The sequence below is a fragment of the Heyndrickxia oleronia genome (genome assembly GCF_017809215.1).
Classification (GTDB): Bacteria; Bacillota; Bacilli; order Bacillales; family Bacillaceae_C; genus Heyndrickxia; species Heyndrickxia oleronia.
In genome coordinates, this window is the sequence record NZ_CP065424.1 from 3,679,864 (window position 1) to 3,697,627 (window position 17,764).

General features: G+C 35.0%; 17 protein-coding genes. 5 read left to right on the top strand and 12 right to left on the bottom strand.

Features of this window, described 5'->3' with window-relative positions:
* Positions 1-7 precede the first annotated feature (7 nt).
* The 4 genes from I5818_RS18395 (at position 8) to I5818_RS18410 (ending at position 3,727) form a co-directional block, all read left to right on the top strand.
* Complete coding sequence (locus I5818_RS18395; protein ID WP_058004968.1) at positions 8-1,006, top strand: inorganic phosphate transporter; 999 nt, start codon at positions 8-10, stop codon at positions 1,004-1,006.
* Between the two features lie 184 nt (positions 1,007-1,190).
* Positions 1,191-2,033: an SPFH domain-containing protein gene (locus tag I5818_RS18400; protein WP_058004967.1), complete on the top strand. Its 843-nt coding sequence runs from the start codon at positions 1,191-1,193 to the stop codon at positions 2,031-2,033.
* Positions 2,034-2,045: 12 nt separating this feature from the next.
* Positions 2,046-2,216: a type II toxin-antitoxin system antitoxin gene (locus I5818_RS18405; protein ID WP_065107292.1), complete on the top strand. Its 171-nt coding sequence runs from the start codon at positions 2,046-2,048 to the stop codon at positions 2,214-2,216.
* A 212-nt stretch (positions 2,217-2,428) separates the two neighbouring features.
* Positions 2,429-3,727, top strand: coding sequence for an NCS2 family permease (locus I5818_RS18410; RefSeq protein WP_071977169.1), 1,299 nt, complete (start codon positions 2,429-2,431; stop codon positions 3,725-3,727).
* A gap of 196 nt (positions 3,728-3,923) precedes the next feature.
* On the opposite strand, the gene I5818_RS18415 is transcribed toward I5818_RS18410, so the two are convergent.
* The 8 genes from I5818_RS18415 to I5818_RS18450 all read right to left on the bottom strand — a co-directional run bounded on the left by I5818_RS18415 (position 3,924) and on the right by I5818_RS18450 (position 10,925).
* Positions 3,924-4,361, bottom strand: a complete 438-nt coding sequence (locus I5818_RS18415; RefSeq protein ID WP_078110164.1) for a hypothetical protein — start codon at positions 4,359-4,361, stop codon at positions 3,924-3,926.
* Positions 4,362-4,780: 419 nt separating this feature from the next.
* Entirely contained in the window at positions 4,781-6,112 is a 1,332-nt protein-coding gene (locus I5818_RS18420) for an MFS transporter (RefSeq protein WP_078110165.1), read from the bottom strand.
* A gap of 71 nt (positions 6,113-6,183) precedes the next feature.
* Positions 6,184-6,543 (bottom strand): ArsR/SmtB family transcription factor, encoded by a 360-nt coding sequence (locus I5818_RS18425; protein ID WP_326160701.1) that lies wholly within the window; start codon positions 6,541-6,543, stop codon positions 6,184-6,186.
* 99 nt (positions 6,544-6,642) lie between these two features.
* Complete coding sequence (locus I5818_RS18430; RefSeq protein WP_078110166.1) at positions 6,643-7,554, bottom strand: MBL fold metallo-hydrolase; 912 nt, start codon at positions 7,552-7,554, stop codon at positions 6,643-6,645.
* 300 nt (positions 7,555-7,854) lie between these two features.
* Positions 7,855-8,535, bottom strand: coding sequence for a phosphopantothenoylcysteine decarboxylase domain-containing protein (locus I5818_RS18435; protein WP_078110490.1), 681 nt, complete (start codon positions 8,533-8,535; stop codon positions 7,855-7,857).
* A 121-nt stretch (positions 8,536-8,656) separates the two neighbouring features.
* On the bottom strand, positions 8,657-9,094 hold the full coding sequence (locus tag I5818_RS18440; protein ID WP_078110486.1) for a GNAT family N-acetyltransferase: 438 nt from the start codon (positions 9,092-9,094) through the stop codon (positions 8,657-8,659).
* A gap of 117 nt (positions 9,095-9,211) precedes the next feature.
* Positions 9,212-10,024: a nucleotidyltransferase domain-containing protein gene (locus I5818_RS18445; RefSeq protein WP_235849705.1), complete on the bottom strand. Its 813-nt coding sequence runs from the start codon at positions 10,022-10,024 to the stop codon at positions 9,212-9,214.
* A 277-nt stretch (positions 10,025-10,301) separates the two neighbouring features.
* Positions 10,302-10,925 carry a CGNR zinc finger domain-containing protein gene (locus I5818_RS18450; RefSeq protein ID WP_078110487.1) on the bottom strand — a complete coding sequence of 208 codons (624 nt, stop codon included), beginning with the start codon at positions 10,923-10,925 and terminating at the stop codon, positions 10,302-10,304.
* 468 nt (positions 10,926-11,393) lie between these two features.
* On the opposite strand from I5818_RS18450, the gene I5818_RS18455 reads away from it, so the two are divergent.
* A complete protein-coding gene (locus I5818_RS18455) occupies positions 11,394-11,861 on the top strand; it encodes a hypothetical protein (RefSeq protein ID WP_078110488.1) in 468 nt (155 codons plus the stop codon).
* A 386-nt stretch (positions 11,862-12,247) separates the two neighbouring features.
* On the opposite strand, the gene I5818_RS18460 is transcribed toward I5818_RS18455, so the two are convergent.
* The 4 genes from I5818_RS18460 to I5818_RS18475 all read right to left on the bottom strand — a co-directional run bounded on the left by I5818_RS18460 (position 12,248) and on the right by I5818_RS18475 (position 17,651).
* Positions 12,248-12,727 (bottom strand): DUF3291 domain-containing protein, encoded by a 480-nt coding sequence (locus I5818_RS18460; RefSeq protein WP_058004961.1) that lies wholly within the window; start codon positions 12,725-12,727, stop codon positions 12,248-12,250.
* Between the two features lie 127 nt (positions 12,728-12,854).
* Positions 12,855-13,607 carry an SDR family NAD(P)-dependent oxidoreductase gene (locus I5818_RS18465; RefSeq protein WP_071977134.1) on the bottom strand — a complete coding sequence of 251 codons (753 nt, stop codon included), beginning with the start codon at positions 13,605-13,607 and terminating at the stop codon, positions 12,855-12,857.
* Positions 13,608-13,831: 224 nt separating this feature from the next.
* On the bottom strand, positions 13,832-14,986 hold the full coding sequence (locus I5818_RS18470; protein WP_078110489.1) for an MFS transporter: 1,155 nt from the start codon (positions 14,984-14,986) through the stop codon (positions 13,832-13,834).
* A gap of 430 nt (positions 14,987-15,416) precedes the next feature.
* Entirely contained in the window at positions 15,417-17,651 is a 2,235-nt protein-coding gene (locus tag I5818_RS18475; RefSeq protein WP_078109441.1) for an MMPL family transporter, read from the bottom strand.
* Positions 17,652-17,764: the final 113 nt, after the last annotated feature.

Here is a 17,764-nt window from a genome sequence, read left to right on the forward strand (position 1 = left end):
TTTTTATATGGATAGTTTTTTACTTATTACTATATTAATCGTTGTTTGCGCTCTGGCATTTGATTTCATCAACGGATTTCATGATACTGCGAATGCGATTGCTACGGCTGTGTCAACAAAGGCATTAAAGCCTAGACATGCCATCATCATGGCAGCAATAATGAACTTTGTAGGTGCGATGACATTTACAGGTGTCGCAAAAACAATTACGAAGGATATTGTTGATCCGTTTACATTACCAAATGGTTCCGTAGTTATTTTATCGGCGTTGCTCGCAGCGATTATATGGAATTTACTTACTTGGTATTTCGGTATACCAAGCAGCTCTTCTCATGCAATTATCGGTTCTATCGCAGGTGCAGCTATTGCCGCTGCAGGTTTTGCTTCATTAAATTACAAGGGATTTTTGAATATTTTAGAGGCACTTATTTTATCTCCAATTATAGCTTTTGCTATAGGTTTCATTGTTTATAGCATATTTAAAGTTGTATTCAAAAATTTCAATTTGGCACAAACCAATAAGCGATTCCGTCTTGTTCAAATTTTTACGGCTGCTTTACAATCATATACCCATGGGACAAACGATGCTCAAAAGGCAATGGGAATCATTACAATGGCGTTAATCGCTAATGGCTATGCATCATCATCTGATATACCTTTTTGGGTTCAAGTATCCTGTGCAACGGCCATGGGATTAGGTACATCCATCGGTGGCTGGAAAATTATAAAAACTGTTGGCGGAAAAATTATGAAAATTAGACCAATCAATGGGGTAGCAGCTGATTTAAGTTCAGCATTTATTATCTTTGGTGCAACTTTTATTCACCTACCAGTAAGTACAACTCATGTTATCTCCTCATCCATTCTAGGTGTTGGATCAGCACACAGAATTAAAGGTGTTAAGTGGGATACAGCTAAAAGAATGGTTATTACATGGGTCATTACATTACCTATTTCGGCAACTTTGTCTGGTTTAATTTATCTTGTTTTAAACAGTATTTTATAATTGTAGGACAAATGTATAAAACAACAGATAACAACAAAATTAAATTAATCTCATCACTTATTTTTAACTTCGCATTAAACTATGAGCGAAGTTTTTTTGTTTTCCCCCCCAAATGATTTACATTATTATACAAAAGTGATATCATAATAATATGATTAAGATATGATTTAAAGGGGGATTAATAATGAAAGAGAAAAAGGTATTTCAACTTAATGGCTTTTTAGCCGTTTTATTAATCATCGTGCTTTTAGGGGTAGCAGTTTTCATGTTTTTCAAAGAAAATTTAGTGTTAGCGATTTTATTTGTATTGATCGCAGGGGTACTTGGGTCAGGGATCACCATTATCCAACCAAATCAAGCAGGTGTCGTTACTTTCTTTGGAAAATACCTGGGTACCATTCGCGAAAGTGGTCTATTTTTAACCGTACCATTTACATTAAGACGAACAGTTTCCTTAAGGGTTAGAAACTTTAATAGCAAAAAATTGAAAGTGAATGATGTAGAAGGAAATCCGATTGAAATTGCTGCTGTTATTGTTTTCAAAGTAATTGATTCAGCCAAAGCAGTATTCGATGTTGATCAGTATGAGCAATTTGTGGAAATTCAAAGTGAAACAGCCATCCGTCATGTCGCTACAAAATATCCTTATGATACGTATGACAATGTCGAATTAACGTTAAGAGGCAATGCTGAAGAAGTATCGAATGAGCTCGCAAAGGAACTACAGGATCGTTTAAATGTTGCTGGAGTACAGGTTATTGAGGCAAGACTCACTCATCTAGCCTATTCAACAGAAATTGCTCAAGCAATGCTCCAACGCCAACAAGCGTCAGCAATTATCTCCGCACGTCAGAAGATTGTTGAAGGTGCAGTTGGTATGGCACAGCTTGCCATTAAACAACTAGAACAGGGGAATATAATCGAATTAGATGATGAGCGTAGGGTTCAATTAGTCAATAATTTGCTAGTTGCTATTGTTTCAGATAAAGCTACACAACCAGTAATTAATACAGGAACTTTATATTAAAGAGGCATATGAATGGCTAAGAAAAAAAGCTTTCCATTGCGTATAGACCCAGAACTTTACGAAACACTACAAAAATGGGCAGCAGATGAATTTCGCAGTGTTAACAGTCACATTGAATTTATTCTTCGTGAAGCTGCCAAGAAAAATGGACGCTTATCTAAAAAAAATAAAAATGATGAGTAAGATCGAAAGCAACGAAAACCATTTCGTTGCTTTTTTATTCCATTTAGACAAGTAATTTATGATAATTCTGGAAAAGCTATCATTAAGAGCATTTCCTTTGCTATCTCTAAAAAAAATGTTAAAATAATGGTTGCTTAAATTTAAATAAACGAATAATATATAATATGTATTTAAAAACGTTCGTCTTTTGGAGGAAATATTTTATGCTTAAGCTGTTTAAATTGAAAGAAAACGGCACAAATGTTAAAACAGAGCTTATTGCCGGTTTAACTACCTTCTTAACGATGGTATATATTGTTGTTGTAAACCCTGTGATTCTTGCAGATGCAGGAGTACCGTTTGACCAAGTATTTATGGCAACCATCATCGCCGCTGTAGTTGGAACTTTATGGATGGCACTTTTCGCTAACTACCCGATTGCCATTGCACCAGGTATGGGAATGAATGCGTATTTTGCTTATTCAGTAGTTGGTAGCCATGGAAATATTGACTATATAACTGCCTTTTCAGCAGTTTTCGTTGCAGGTATTATTTTTATCATTTTATCTTTAACCCCTTTTAGAAGTAAGTTAATTGAAGCCATTCCTGAAAATCTTAAGCATGGGATTACTGCAGGTATTGGATTATTTATCGCTTTTATCGGTTTAAGACAAACGGGAATTATTACAGCTAGTGAATCCAATTTGGTTCAGCTTGGTGACTTACACAGTCCATTAACTATTCTAGCTCTCGTCGGTTTAGCGATTACATTAATCCTAATGGCTAGGAATATTCACGGTGCATTATTCATCGGAATGATTATTACTGCGATCATTGCACTTTTTACTGGACAACTTTCATTTGACAAAGGATTTGTTGGGCTACCACATTTACCAGAGTTTATTATTCACAATCCTATTTCAGCTTTTGCTGATGTGTTCCACCATAGTTTATATGCAGTTGTCTTTTCATTTTTATTAGTAACAATTTTTGATACTACGGGTACAATGGTAGGTGTTGCTGAACAAGCAGGACTGATGAAAGGTAAAACAATGCCTCGCGCGAGAGAAGCCCTCTTAGCTGACTCTCTAGGTACAACAATCGGCGCAATGTTTGGGACAAGTCCAACAAGTGCTTTTGTTGAATCTACCTCAGGAGTGGCTGCAGGAGGCCGTACAGGGCTAACTACACTTACTGTTTCTATCCTTTTCATTATTTCTTCTTTCTTCGGGCCTTTAGTCAGTGCTGTCTCTGGTTTATCAGCCATTACTGCACCTGCCCTAATTATAGTTGGAAGCTTAATGATTGGAAGTGTAGCCAATATTAAGTGGGGTGAAATAGATGAAGCCTTTCCTGCTTTCCTAATTATTTTAAGCATGCCATTAACATCTAGTATCGCAACTGGTATTGCTTTAGGATTTATCTCATATCCTATATTAAAAGTAGTGAAAGGAAAGTGGAGAGAAGTTCATCCACTAGTCTATATCTTTGCCGTATTGTTTTTCATTCAACTTGCTTTCTTACCACATTAATATCATTTAGGAATCAGCTTCGACTGATTCCTTTTTTTGTCTTCTAAAATAGACTTTTGTAATTCCTATAAAAATAATTTCATGGAATACACTAGAGCTTTCAACATGTAAAAAAAGCCAATCAGACAACCGTTCAGTTGCTAAGAGGTGCATAAAAATAACCTTAATGAAGTGTTACAGTTTTTAACGTTTTTGATTATCTTCTAATAAGTTGGTAAAAGAATCCGATCAGTAATCTTGCAAATGGCGTAGTCAGTGGAAGCAAAACGAAAGCATAGATTGTACCCCAGACTAATGTGCCATCAATGTTTATCGTTTCCATGCCTCCTCTGACGATCGTTTCACCAAAAATAGCACCAACCGTTCCACTGTATAAGGTAATTAGAAACGCACATATAAGACTTATCAGCCAAAGTTTTTTGTTTGATAAGTCTTTTCTATGATGGAAAAAACCACCTAGTACTGCAAATGTAATCGCAAAAGGAATGATGACTGAGAAGTACAACCAACTTTCGCCCCAAAATGAGATTACTCCCCCAGCCCACGATTGTCCGATTAGCATAAATAAGAATGCAGTAACAATTGAACATACAGCACCAAAAACAAGACCTTTTAACCATGAGAAAATTTGCATGATGTAATCACCACTTCATACTTATTTTAAGACAAAAAATATATATCTATTACATTGCTTTTCTAACACAATATGACAAACAACTATATTTATTCCAAAACGACTATCTTTGCAAAAATAGCATTTTTTTTTTTAAAGTGTTTTATTGAAAGTAAGTTGTACGCTTAGAAAAAGGAATGTCTCAATTTTGGAGACATTCCTTTTTCTAACTAAAAATATTTAAATTTCCTCTTAAAAGCATCTGTTCATGTAAGTGAAATGATTCACAATCCAACCATGTTTTTATAGGAATGTGCCGCGATAGTTCCAGTAAACTGTGGAAAAAGAACATTAACTCTTCCTTGCTCAATGCCCTTTAAACATATATAGCCAGAAAAATAGAGTAGATGAATTACAGACTTCGTAAAAAACCTACCCCATCAGTCCTTTTCTAAGGATACGTTTCTTTTTAACGAAAGTTGGCTATTCTTTCTTCCAGTAAACATTAATAGTAATATAACCACTAATAAAACAGCGAAGCACTGAAGTACAAAGGGAATATTGGTGTAAACACTTAGTATCCTACTTGAAACGGATGGTCCAAAAGACATACCTAAAAAATTTATAAGATTGTACATTCCCAATCCCATCGCAGCTTTTTCCGGTTTTATATGTTGTGGTATTTCTAGGTTTATAATCACTGTTAATGCTCCGTAACTTGAATAAATCAAAAAAAGTCCTAATATGGCCATTATAATGGAATGAATGCCAAAAAACGCTAATATACAAAAACCAAGCAATTGTAACAATATAGAGAGAAACATTGACTTTCCATTACTTATAACCTGAACTATTTTTCTTATCATTAGGCTGATAAAAAAGGAAACGATCGCAACGATACAAATAATGAACCCTATCTGTATAACTGATAAGTGAAAGGCCCTATTCATCAATGTAGGGAATAAAAACAAAGTTGCAACCATAGCTGCATTATTAATAAAGCTAATTAAAATCAATCTATTGTAAGAATAATTTCTAAATACGGATGGATCAACTAATAAAACAATTTTTTTATTTTTACTATGTAATCCTAATAAAAATACTGAGATTATACATAGAAAAAGTAGGTAGATATTCAGTTTTACACCTAAAATGAAAAAAGTGACAAATATGACCAAGTAGAACATTCCTAGGATATCAAAGGGCTCTGTTATCCTTTCTTTGCTTGCATATCCAGAAGGAAATAGGAAATAAATACTAATTGTTGTTAGGAATGTTAGACTCATTAGCAAAAACAAAGAGTGCCAGCCCCATGTAAAAGCAAATATTCCACCTATTAAGAAACCTAAACCAGAACCTAGAGATAAACACCCACCTATCAGGGTAAGAGCAACATTCCGTTTAGGTAAAGGAATATATTGTGTAGCTGTAATCATGGATAGAGCGATAAATGAGCTGCCTCCCATTGCTTGAATAATACGGCCTATCAAGACCACAGTAAAGATGCTAGAATAAAATCCTATTAAAGAACCTAAAGTAAATAATGTTACTCCTATTAACAACAACTTTTTAATTTGAAAATAAGAAGCAAGCTTACTGTATATAACCGAACCAAATGTTGTGACTAGCGTGTAAGCAATAACGATCCAACTTATTGCAGAACTATTCACTTTTAAATCAATAGCCATATCTTCCAACGTTACATTAAATAATATTGAATTCATTACACCTGCCAGCACAATTAAACATAATGTACCTATAAGTTTATTCATCTTAGTTTAAGCTCTCCTTTGTTTAATAGTCATAAAACTTTAGAACTAATGAAAAAAAAAATTTGGCTACCTTATAACGTAGCCAAAAATCCGGGTAAGTATTGTTTAAATGTCTCTTTATTCAAAGAAACATATTTTGTTACCCCTTCTTTTTCGATATGCACCAGGTTCGCTTCGGACAAGATTTTCAAATGATAAGAACCATTTGATTTGCTTATTTCTAGCCTCCTACCAATATCCGAGCATCGCGGGCGTGTATCTTGCTGAGATAATATTCGGATGATGTTGATCCTTTTCTCATCTGCTAAAGCGTTAAATATTCTAACTCTTTGGTCATCACTCAATTGTTCTAAAGTCATAAAACTATTGTAAAAATAAAATAAGAAAATGTCAATGCTTAGAATATGGATTAATGTTGGGCAACTCTCCATTAGATTTCAACAAATTTGGATATGAATGGCTGTTGATTATTTTTTGTATTTGTAGTTATGGTTTTATTAACATACATTCAAAACCATTTTTCAAATTAATTACATCACGGTTTCTCCTATTGATAAAACCTTCAATTGCTCCTTTGGCAGTTGGCATTTTTTCCATTCACGCAGTAAACGCTCTAAGGCTTCGGGACCTGTGTCATCTGCCAATCGATAAGCACCATAATGCATAGGAACAAATTGCTTCGCCTCTAGTTCAATAAATGCCTTCACACTATCTTCTGGAGAAATATGCGAGTCTGCCATAAACCATTCTGGTTCATAGGCACCAATTGGCATAAATACGATATCAATCATAAAACGTGCAGCTATTTCCTTAAAACCTGAGAAGTATCCTGTATCCCCTATAAAATAAAATGATTTACTGGTAGTTTGAAATATCCACCCACCCCAATGGGAAGTATTCATATCGTTAAGCGACCTTCTTGTCCAGTGCTGAGCTGGTACAAAGTGGATTCTGATCCCTTCATATTCAAACGATTCCCACCAGCTCATTTCTCTTACATTTTGATAACCTTTTTTTATAAACAGAGATTTCATTCCAATAGGAACAAAATAGTATGGATTACCTTTTAGTTTTTTCAATGTTGGAAAATCAAGATGGTCATAATGACCATGTGAAATGACCACAACATCGATTTCTGGCAAATCCTCCAACGGAATTCCTGGTTCAGTTAATCGCTTTTGAAAACCCATTCGCTTCGCCCATACTGGATCAGTAAGTATATTAAGTCCATCAAGTTGAAGCAAAAAAGTAGAATGTCCAATCCAGGTATAAGAAGTTCGACTTCGATTTTCCTTAATTTCTTTGATCCTTTTATTTGAACATTGTGGTATATTTTCAGTTAAATCCTTCTCTTTACTTCGTCTTTCCTTCTGCCACTTACGTATATCCCGAAACGTTTTCTTATTCGACACATCATTCAAATTAACATACCTTGTCTTCATCATTTCTCCTCTCGGACAGAGGGACGGTTCCGTTGTCCCATTCCTTTTTATTTTATGTTCAGGTGGTAAATCCTTATACAAACTATTACAAATTTTTTGTAACCTCTAAGCAATATTTTGTTATCATATCGACTCATAAATTTATTTACTATGGCTCCCAATCCCTTAGCTGCTTTGACAGCATATTGTTATTTCATTAAAGCGTACAGTATTATTCTGCTTAAGATGACTGGTTGACGTTAGCTCAAACCATTAACACAGTCGGCAGCCTGGAATACCCTCTTTAATGGAAGTAAATAGTTAGTTTATATAATATTCAAGCAAATGAATTAAACCCGCCGCTGTCTCATTTTTACTACTATATTTTTTGGGTGCTTGAAATTTTGAAACAATATAATGTTCTGCTTCCTCGCCATATAGTGAACCTGTTTTATTAGCAACCATAAATTCAGCATTGGAAGCAGTCATCCGAAGATTTGCCCTATCTAATAAGTAATTAAGATCATCTGTATGTTCTAACTTAAATCCGACAAGTAATAAGTTTGGATTCCATTTTTTTATTTGCGATAATACTTTCGGTGCTTTTTTAAAATGAATGATTGGAGGTTCATCACTAGACATTTTTCCTGATTCTAAAATTGGATTTCCTCGTTGATCTAATACTTTATCAACAACCCAATCTGAACCAGCTGCTGCCATAATTACAATATCGATATTTTCAGATTGGACGATATTTTTGATTTTTTCACCTAAATCATATATACCCTCAAATTGAATTAAACGCATTTTCCTACGATTTTCAGGAAGTTTAGCAAAATAACCATGTAAATATATAATCTCTGCTTCTTTATTCAACGCTTCTTCAGCTAAATAACACCCAATTGTGCCCTTTGCTAAATTAGTATGTCCTCTGACATTATCCCATTTTTCAAGTGTTCCTCCACTTGTTATCAAAATCTTCTTTCCTTTTAAAGAACTCATGAAATCACCTTCTACTAAGTTACTTATTAGTGCCTGTTGATTACTCTTTCTCTTAAATTCTAGCATTTTTTTCAAAACCAATATTGGAGTAGCTCTCCTGTTAATGCAGAGGTAGAGTTATTTATATTGGCAAACTCATTGTAATTGTTCTGATGTTAAATCCAAACTTTTCATACAGTTTAATTGCTTGATTACCTGCAAATGCACTTAAACGGACTTCTGAATATCCATCTTGTTTCAGATAATCAATAGCTGTTCTCATTAACATTTTGGAAATTCCTTTCCCTCTAAATTCTTCTAAAACAAATAGCTCATAAATAAATCCATTGATCTTATCAGTAAATTGATCTTTGCTTGCCCCTATTAGAATCCACCCCATTAATGTATTGTTTTCTGTTGCGATTAAGTAATAGTTTCCCTTCTTTAAGAGTGGTTCAATAAGTTGTTCAATTTTTTGATTAGTGGGTCTTACTTCACCTAACGTCCCATCAAATATAGCTTGTGGAGAAAGTGATAAAATCCTTTTGAGTTCCGAATCATTTGGTTTTCTAATATCCATTAATTAAGTGCAATCCTTTCAGTATCCTTTTTAGGAAACTATTCTAATTAGAGTCTGATTTATATTCTTTTCGATAAAAAAAAAGGAAATCCTTCTTCAACTAAACTGCCCTTTCGTTTAATAACGGATTTTTGCCTCTTTTGAAAAGTTTGCACTAGCCCAGTCACCCTCACTCTTGAACAACTCATAGACAGCCTCTTGGTTTGTCGGCGGCTCATCTATCCAATTTAGTAGAGTACGAATAATGGATTCTTTTTTCGGGAAGTGGTGAATAAATACTTCAGACTGTTCGTGAAGTCGTGTCGTCCAAATTTGAGAACGTACCATGACCATTGAATAATAGGTTCGGATAAGTTTACGAGCAAAGGCTTGTGTAATTGTTCTAAAATCTTCTTTAGAAGAAGTTCCTAACTTTTTTAACGCACGATTAAGAGCTTCATAAATATCACCATTAAAACGGATTGCTATCTCTGATGTTAGTTTATACGGACCAAATTTTTCTCCCATATCCTCTCCATACACACAAACACAGAGTTCCTTAAGAAAAGCATTTTCATAATAATTTGTGGGGTCAACCGTATAGTCATAATCAGCTACAGCAATACCGACATCACGAACTAAAGAACGGTAATTTTGAGATAGTTCTCCAGCAAGCTGCTTTAATTCAGACAACTGAACAGAAATCAGTTTGGTTTCAAACATAGCAATAAGGTCTAAATCTGATTTTTTTACAATCGCTTCCCCTCTGGCGACACTGCCGTACACATAAACACTATGCAATTGTTGATGAAATAAACGTTTAAGACGCTCGACAGATTCTTGAATGCAAGTTATATAGGCATCATCAATTTTGTCTCTACTCACATCGCTTACGATAAATCCATTAGGGTCTAGACCATAGCCTGCATGTAATTTCCGGATTTCAATCAACCACCTTTTATCCGCATTTTCCTAATTATATCACCATGAATACGAGCACTAAACGGCTCCATTCCATCAATAGAAAAAAGCATCCCTTGCTAAAGGAATGCAGCCAAAATGATATTACTTCACATCATTAAATTTCTTGAGGTTTTTTCAATCGCTTTTTCGTTCCTAACCAGATCTAATCTTTTAAATGTGAGGCTTTATAAAAAGACGCTCTCTTATTTAAGAATATTAATTTATTGATGACATGAAGGTTAGGTAAAGCCCATCTTAGAAGCTATTATTTTTTATTATGATAAAATCGATTTGCTTTTGCACGATTCCCGCAGTCTGCCATCGAACACCAGCGTCTGCTACGATTACGGCTTGTGTCCAAAAACAGCCAACCACATGGATACCCTTCACACTTTTTCACTCTACTAAGTTCTTTTTCAGATGTAAGAATGTCTATTGCCGATTGAATAATTGGTGGAAGCATTCCGTCTAATCTTTCTTCACAATTAAAAAATTCCAAGGAAAATTTATTTTCACTAGGCACCACTCGTATCATCGCGTAAGCATTGCCTAAGGCCTCATTCAAAATAGAAAGATCTTTAGTGGCTGGTTTTTCATTGTTTGATACTAGACTAAAAATATGGAAAATCGATTCCCGCAGTTCAATAGCTTTTTGGAGAACCTCCTCTGCCTCAGAAGGTCGATTTTCTGCTTTTTTTAGTAGTGAAACTGATTGTTGTTTGTTAATAATATCGACTTGTAAACTCCAGTTTACCAGCTTCTCATAACTCGTCAGCAACTCCTGTGATTTCTCACTGCTATCATGCCAACTTACTGTATTGGCAAAATCCAAACACAAACGTCCGCCGAGCAAAGCATGCTTGTGTACATCTTTATTTATATCAGACATGTGACTTCTCCTTGTCTTACCATCAGTATTTTGACAGTCCGGGCTATATAACTTTGATTTTTTCTATAACCATTATAAAAGTTATTGACAGTTAGAATCAACCACATCATAATATAACCATCAAAACAATTATAGAGGGTTATATATATTGAAGAACAATGTACTAATTTCACTCAAAAGTCATTTTGTAAACGTATTTTTAACATGGTTCGCAAAGGATGGCACCCACTAAGGGAAAATCAATTATTGACGTTTTTTGAGGGGAGCACTTGAATGAATATAAAATCTCCTAAAACTTGAAGTGTTTTTTAGATAGATAGTAACAAAGACAGTCTTAACATGAATGGTGGAAGAATTTGATTGAAGAGTGGAAGGAACACGAAAAGAGGTGGTGCGAATCGACTTATATTTGACCTGCAATTAGCGGTTGTACGTAGGCATAAAAATTATTTTTTGGAGGGGCTAAAAATGAGTGAAACATTAAGAAACTCGGTTAAAACGATGGTAAAGGAAACATTCGAAGGACCCCCAGTGCCTGTAAAAGGAAGTTGGTTCACAAGTTTTGAACCGAATTCTGGAATTTTCGGTGTAATAGAGGGAATGTCTTGCGACCAAGCCTCCATATCCGTTCATGGAACAACAGTAGCTGCACATACCGATCACATTCGCTATCACATGTGGGGAACCAATGAAATCATAAAAAATGGGAAACAACCGAAAATGGATTGGGAAAAGAGTTGGGAAATTCATTCAGTAGATGAACAGCAATGGAACCGAATTCAGGTAGAATTGCGAAATGAATACGTAACACTGTTAGAATCGATTGACGCTATTGAATGGAATGAACTACTGGCTAATGAGGTGTTATCTTCTTTAGCTCATTCCGCCTATCATCTTGGAGCCATTCGACAAATGTTAAAAGTAGTCAAGAGGTAGCTTTGACATTAAGTTTGATCATATAACGAGTAGCGGTACTGGTAGACGTAAAGAAGTGCATCTGTCCAGTTCATGTTATCCCTCCATCATTGTTGAGCTTTTTACAAGGCGGGAAACTAATCCAGATTAACGTCTTAGAAAGTTAAATTTTGTTTATCAATTAAGAATCGTTTCAAGGGGCCACCCAAATCCTCCGATATTCAGCCATTTCAGTCGATTTCGGGGGATTTCCAGCTCGGTAAATAAGATAAAAAATGGCACCAGAATACTATGACTGATCTCGTTTTCCCTGCAATTTATCGAATAATTTCATTCAGAATCTGTAAAAGAATTACTATTTATTGTAAAACGTTATACAAGTTACCTCTAAAAGCTTTTCCGAATATTCATAGGGTCCCATCATACTTCATTGAGATTGTCTCTCCTTGTTCATCAAATGCCTGCTTAAAATCAAATGCAAAAGGAGTAGACCCATTTTGTTTATAATAGTTATATCTCTTGAATGCATCCTCCCAAGAAACATCTTTCACCTTCTCTGTCCACCACACTACATATGATAGGTGTTTCTCTTGATAAGGCTCCATCCATCTGCGTCTACTACGCAACGCTTGGCTATGCCTCCCTGAATAGGTAAACTGATATAATGATTGAAGGCTTTTCCATACGGTTAGGGTCAAAACAGGGTAACCATCCCCTTTAGCTTCTTCAGGGAAAGGCACTCCTTCTGCTGAAAACTCTTCTATCATATTCCCTGATAAAGATGCCTGACGCATGACTTTATATCCCATTTCATAAAATTCGCGAGAGATAGGGTGGTCATAGGGGTGATTTAACCTACCGACCGTATAGATTGCAACTAAGCCCATAAAGATACCCCCATCAACAGTCTTTTTCTAGATATATTCAAGTAAGGAGGTGAAAATTCCTTCACTGACCTGGTCCCTTCGTTTAGTAATACAGAAGGAGTTCTGTTGCTGTAGCCCTTTTTTTTAGTTACCTTCCACCACTAACATTGATGATTTCGCCCAATATATAATTTGAAGCATCAGACGAAAGAAAAGCTATGCTTTCAGCTATTTCTATCGGTTTGGCTATTCGTTTAATAGGTATAGTAGAAGACATACGAGTAAGACGATCATCATCAGGAGCAAATTTTTCATGAAAAGGTGTTTCAACCACTCCAGGGGCTACTCCGTTTACAATAATTCCATATTCGATTAGTTCTCTGGACATTCCAATAGTCATAGTATTTAAAGCTCCCTTAGTAGAAGCGTAATGAATGCTTTCGCCAGCGCCTCCGATGCGAGCAGCTGTTGAAGATATATTAATAATCTTCCCTTTTTTTCTTGGGACCATATGCTTTAAGACAGCTTGTGAACACAGAAGAACACTAATAATATTTAGTCTATATGCTTCTTCCCACAATTCTTCACTTGCCTCCATAAATGTACTTGGTCGGATGCCCCCAGCCGCATTATTAATTAAAACGTCAATTGTACCAAAGGATGCTAGAGCACGGTCAACCATTGCATTCACTTGATCTTTATTTGTGACATCAGCTTGAATCGCTATCGCCTCTCCACCATTTTCTTGAATACACTGTACCACCTCTAAGGCACTTTTTTCATTGGAACGATAGTTAACAATGACCTTTGCACCTTTAGATGCGAGTAATTCGGCTGAAGCACGTCCAATTCCTGAGCTTGCTCCCGTTATAAGAATCACTTTGCCTGATAAGTCCTGCATATCTTTCCTCCTAATAGATTTCGTTATAATAGTAATTCGACAATTTTAGTTCTAATCCTTTTAAAGAAGTTTTTATCTATTAAATTGATGTTCTAGTAGAGGTATTAGCTAGCTTAGCCAGTATTCCTAGTTGAACTAAGCTATCCCATTATTTATTAGTACCTATTCCTATAACAAAACACATCCACCTCTATAAACATAGAAATGGATGTGTTTTCGTATTTTTATACCTTTTTTTTATTTAAAAAGTCTTTATAGACTAAAATAGCTACAAAAATAAAACTTAGACTAACCATCCGGAAGATCATATCTATACTAATCCATTCAGCGACAATTCCTAATACTAACGCACTCAATCCAACACCAACATCAAAACTGGAAAGAAAGGTTGCGTTGGCAACGCCACTTTTTTCTTCACTTACCTTTTGAACCGTCCATGTTTGTAAACAAGGCATAACCGTTCCATACCCGGCTCCAAACAAAATCGCTGCAATAATAAGACAAGCATTATTTGTCGTATAAGACAGCGTGACAAGTGACAAAAATCCTAGAACTGCTGATACAATGATGATCGACCAAGGTCCTTTTTTATCATACCATTTTCCTGTAAATGGACGTAGTAAAGTTGAAACAGTCGCATTGATAAGAAAGAATAGAAAAATATGATCTAATCCCTTTTGTTTTCCAAAAAGAACTAAAAAAGTAATGATCGCTCCAAAACCAAGTGTTGTTATAACCGTTAATAATGCTGGGAACCAAGCGTCTTTTTCAAAAATCGCGTCAAAAAATTGAAATGGTTGCCTATTATTTTTAACAGGAGTAGGTGAATAGACAAATTGAAGTCCAATTGCTGCTAATAGACTGAGTACTACGGATGACCAAATTAAAATATTAAAAGAAAAAGAGTCATAGATAAGGATCCCTACACTCGGAGCAATGATAGCACCGACCGTTGTTGAAATAGAAAAATACCCCATCCCCTCTCCTAATCGTTTCTTTGGAATTAAATCGACTACCATTGTACTATTGGCTGTGGTTGATACTCCCCATGCTGCGCCATGAAAAAGCCGTAACACTAGCAAAAGCCAAATAATAGTAAGAAAAGGATATAGCGCTGTAATAATCAATAAAGCTACACTTGCAAGAATGGCAAGACCTTTCCGCTGGTTATCAATTAAATAGTACCCTACAAAAGGTCTAATAAGAACAGCGCCTAGTGTAAATAATGTTGTCATTAGACCTACTTGAATGGAAGATGCATTCATGCTTAACAAATAGGCTGGTAAAATAGGCAGCAGCATTTCAAACCCGATAAATACCAAAAAGTTACTAATAAATAAAAATAGAAATGATTGATTAAAGATTTTTTGTTTTTCCATATTAATATTCCTCGCTTCTAATTAAATTTTCTAAATTAGAAGCGCTTTGAACACTGAAACATTACGATATTGCCTAAGTTTTTTAAACAATTGTCTCACCCTTTCTAAAAAACATAACTAAAGATGGCACAAATGATATATGAGAAGGAGTTTATTAACAAATAATAAACTATAATACTGAAGCAAGGTTTATAAAGTCAGTTCCTTGATTTACAAGTTTTTCATTTAAAAAGCCATATTATATTGCAAAATGGCTTTAAGTTTTATATTCTAGCATAAATATATTTATAGTAAATATCCAGTGCACCCTAATCTCCCTCAATTTTTATCGCTTCTTTTTCATTAAAGAAAAACCCGATATCTTATTTATCGGGTCTCTTTGATGAAATATGGAATTACGTAGTGTTATTGTTCTTCTTATTGAATTACTTTATTCATGAACTCTGTCTGTCTTTACCCGTGTTGGAATTTTCTTTTTATTATTTTTGTACCTTTCATCTACCTCTGTTTGTATTGTAGTACCTTCAATGTTAATATTTGGTAGAAGTTTATCTAGCCAACTTGGCAAGTACCATGCTGCTTTTCCCATTAATGTCATTACAGCTGGTACTAATGCCATCCTTACAATAAAAGCATCAAAAACAATTCCAAAAGTTAGTGCGAATCCCATTGATTTAATGATTGGATCGGGAGCCAGCATAAATCCTGAGAACACAGATATCATTATAAGACCTGCTGCTGTCACTACTCCTCCACTATCTTTTAATCCTGCTAATATAGCCTTTTTTGCATCTTTTGAATGTGTAAACTCTTCTCGCATTCTACTAACCAAGAAAACCTCATAGTCCATTGCTAGACCAAATAATATCCCTATAACAATAACAGGTAAAAAGGCTAGGACAGGACTTGATGTAGGAAAACCAAATAAATTTATCAAATTTCCATCTTGAATTACATATACAACAAACCCTAAAGTTGCTCCTAGTGATAGCAAGAAACCTAAAACAGCCTTTAATGGGACCAGAATAGATCTGAATACTATGACTAACAGAACAAATGCAAACCCCACAATAAGAGTAGCGAATAATGGCAATGCGTCATTCAATTTTTCAGATATGTCTATGTTTACTGCAGTTGATCCAGTAACTAACAATTCTATTTGATCTTTACTAGTTAGTGAATCTGATAATTTCCTTATTGAGTGTACTAAATTGGTCGTTTGTATATCATCTGGACCGGTTTTGGGAGTAATTGAAATCATATAGGTATTTCCTGATTTATTTGGAATTGGTGGACTTACATTTTTTACATTTGCTAATGCACCTAATTCTTCTGTTACCACATTGATTTTCTGTTTAATATCTCCGCTATTTTTATCTGTTTTTGCTAAAACGACCAATGAGGAGTGGTATCCAGGACCATATGCTTCTGTGAGTAAATCATATGCTCTTCTTTCTGTTGTTTCTTTTGATTTGGTTCCATTGTCAGGAAGACCTAGTTGCATATGAAAGAATGGAATACACACCATTACAAGAATTAAGACCCCTAAAATAGTAACTGTCCAAGGCCTTTTTGTTACAAAATTTCCCCATTTACTTGATTCTTTTACTTCCTTTTTATTGGATAATATCGCCAATAATTTATTTTCTCTAGAAGGTCCAATTTTATGACCAAGAAGTCCTAAAATAGCTGGTACAAAAATTATCGCTATTAAAATGGCAAAGAATACACAAACTGCTGCAGAGAGCCCCATCATAGTTAAAAAGGGAATTTTTGCAACTGCTAAACCTACTAAAGCAACAATTACGGTTACACCAGCAAAAACAACTGCACTACCTGCAGTTCCAGTTGCAATAGCCACTGCTTCCTGTAGACTATGTCCTTTTGAAAGTTCTTGCCGGAATCTTGAGATAATGAATAAAGCATAATCAATCCCAACGGCAAGTCCTAACATAGCAGCTAATGAAAGAGCAAATGATGGGATATCCAAATAATTGGTTCCTATGAGTATAGATAAAATTCCTACTTCTAAACCTACTACAGCAGTAATAATTGGCATACCTGCTGCCAAAAAGGAAGTAAAAGTTATTGCAAGAATGACGAAAGCAATTACTACCCCAATTACTTCTGTTATTCCACCTATCTCTAATTCAGAAAAAGCAACTGTACCTGCTATCTCAGTTTGAATACCTGCATCTCTTGTATTTTTAATACTTTGCAATATTATTTCTTTTGATCTATCTGTTACGTTACCTGCAGGTACATCATATGTCACAACAGCATAACCAATTTGTTTATTTTTATTGTAATTGCCTAATTCTGCAGGAGTAGCAACAGAGACTACCGATTTATCTTTTTTTATCTTATCAATTGTTTTATTGATGATATCTGCTACTTCCTTAGTTTCTAACGTTTGGTTATTCGGTGCCTTTAGTACTAGATTTACGGTACCTGGTGCTGGTTTTTTGGAAGTTTGAAATTCCTTCTCCAAAATTTTGCCTGCCTTGGCGGATTCTGTACCCGGTATAGACATATCCTCACTAAAGGAAGGACCTAAACTTAATGCTATGATTCCAATAATAAGGAGAATACCTATTGTTCCACCTATAACTTTCTTTCTATGTCTAACTGCCCATTTCCCTAGTTTATATAGATACTTCGCCATACTTAACTCCCTTCGAATTAATTCAGTCGTTTATTACATTTTAATAATAATGAACTAGGCAAAAAAAAAAATCGTACATATGGGCAAGTTACATATGTACGTTCGGGCATAGT

Excerpts from the sequence above, each read along its gene's own strand:
- I5818_RS18425 (WP_326160701.1), bottom strand. The coding sequence starts at position 6,543 with ATGGAGAGTTGCCCAACATTAATCCATATTCTAAGCATTGACATTTTC.
- I5818_RS18450 (WP_078110487.1), bottom strand. The coding sequence starts at position 10,925 with ATGTCTGATATAAATAAAGATGTACACAAGCATGCTTTGCTCGGCGGA.
- I5818_RS18470 (WP_078110489.1), bottom strand. The coding sequence starts at position 14,986 with ATGGAAAAACAAAAAATCTTTAATCAATCATTTCTATTTTTATTTATT.
- I5818_RS18420 (WP_078110165.1), bottom strand. The coding sequence starts at position 6,112 with ATGAATAAACTTATAGGTACATTATGTTTAATTGTGCTGGCAGGTGTA.
- I5818_RS18475 (WP_078109441.1), bottom strand. The coding sequence starts at position 17,651 with ATGGCGAAGTATCTATATAAACTAGGGAAATGGGCAGTTAGACATAGA.
- I5818_RS18395 (WP_058004968.1), top strand. The coding sequence starts at position 8 with ATGGATAGTTTTTTACTTATTACTATATTAATCGTTGTTTGCGCTCTG.
- I5818_RS18435 (WP_078110490.1), bottom strand. The coding sequence starts at position 8,535 with ATGAGTTCTTTAAAAGGAAAGAAGATTTTGATAACAAGTGGAGGAACA.
- I5818_RS18440 (WP_078110486.1), bottom strand. The coding sequence starts at position 9,094 with ATGGATATTAGAAAACCAAATGATTCGGAACTCAAAAGGATTTTATCA.
- I5818_RS18465 (WP_071977134.1), bottom strand. The coding sequence starts at position 13,607 with ATGCAGGACTTATCAGGCAAAGTGATTCTTATAACGGGAGCAAGCTCA.
- I5818_RS18460 (WP_058004961.1), bottom strand. The coding sequence starts at position 12,727 with ATGGGCTTAGTTGCAATCTATACGGTCGGTAGGTTAAATCACCCCTAT.
- I5818_RS18415 (WP_078110164.1), bottom strand. The coding sequence starts at position 4,361 with ATGCAAATTTTCTCATGGTTAAAAGGTCTTGTTTTTGGTGCTGTATGT.
- I5818_RS18455 (WP_078110488.1), top strand. The coding sequence starts at position 11,394 with ATGAGTGAAACATTAAGAAACTCGGTTAAAACGATGGTAAAGGAAACA.
- I5818_RS18405 (WP_065107292.1), top strand. The coding sequence starts at position 2,046 with ATGGCTAAGAAAAAAAGCTTTCCATTGCGTATAGACCCAGAACTTTAC.
- I5818_RS18430 (WP_078110166.1), bottom strand. The coding sequence starts at position 7,554 with ATGAAGACAAGGTATGTTAATTTGAATGATGTGTCGAATAAGAAAACG.
- I5818_RS18400 (WP_058004967.1), top strand. The coding sequence starts at position 1,191 with ATGAAAGAGAAAAAGGTATTTCAACTTAATGGCTTTTTAGCCGTTTTA.